The organism is Neorhizobium sp. SHOUNA12A (assembly GCF_023006505.1).
Taxonomy (GTDB): Bacteria; Pseudomonadota; Alphaproteobacteria; order Rhizobiales; family Rhizobiaceae; genus Neorhizobium.
Genome location: NZ_JALBGV010000193.1, coordinates 1 through 1,065 on the forward strand (window position 1 = coordinate 1; position 1,065 = coordinate 1,065).

The following is a 1,065-nucleotide window of genomic DNA, read 5'->3' on the forward strand; positions in this document are numbered from 1 at the left end:
GATACGCGAACGCGATCTGATGATGCCGCAGGAAGTTCGGCAAATGCCTTCAGAACGAATGATCCTGTTGATCGAGGGGCAGCCGTCGATCTTCGCAGGAAAGCTACGTTTTCACGAAATTGCAGCGTTCAAAAACGCGGCGGAATTTTCTCTGAGGCACCCGCCCCCAGTGCCTGAAGTCGATTTCGTTGCGCCACGGCCGGTGCCCGCCCTGGCCACGAAAGATCCGGCATTGCTTGATCTTGGAACCAATCCGCCAGATAGAAACCCGCTGCCCGCGTCTGATATCCCGCTCTCGATTGCCAGGTCATTATCGCAGTCGATCGAGGATGGCAGGCTGGACGAACTGAAACGGCCACCGGGTCCGCGTCAGGATGCACGCGACAGCCGTATCGCCGAAATGGAATCCGCGGTCAAAGCCTCGGCAGAACGCTTGACGTTCACTGTGGCAGCCAAGATTGCGGGAGCCGGCGGATCGGTGCGCAGTCGCGCCAGCATCGACGAAATACTGCGACAAACCGTTCCTGATCCTGCCGATCTCGGCATCGCCTCTGTCACCTGAGACCCGGGCGGATCGCTTTCAATTTAGAAGTTGGCGGACTTGGCGTTGGGTTCATCGAAGGTGTTGGCGTCACCTAAGATAAGCGGCCTCAACGGACGCTCGATCTGTTTGCATGCGGACTTCAGACTTACCGGAGAGACTATCTCGCGGCTTTTATTGCGGCTTTTGGAGTACCTCCTGGAATGCTGTACTACCGAACGAGGCGCTTGGTCCGCTTAGCCCATCGCGGTCGTCGCCTTGTTGTCGTTAAGTTCAAGGCTGGCCCACATCAACCCAATGGACCGCCAATGAGCGCTCGCCTGAGCTGTCGCCCTATCCCATGGAGGTCGCGTGCTGGTCTACCCATGACGGGAAGATGCCGGTCAAACGTAACCATATCCCGGATATAGCCGTCATGCTGCGCGATGACCGCGTCCTGTTCATCGACTACGTCACGCTGAATGAACAGGCGCATACCCCGTTCTGGCGGCGTGTTGCCGAGCGGAAACGCCATTTCGAGGGAG

1 protein-coding gene is annotated in these 1,065 nt (G+C 58.0%); it reads left to right on the forward strand.

Annotated elements, in window-relative coordinates:
- Positions 1 to 562 (forward strand): type IV secretory system conjugative DNA transfer family protein (locus tag MOV63_RS32420; protein ID WP_247039838.1); only part of this gene is annotated, 562 nt, incomplete at its 5' end.
- Positions 563 to 1,065 lie beyond the last annotated feature (503 nt).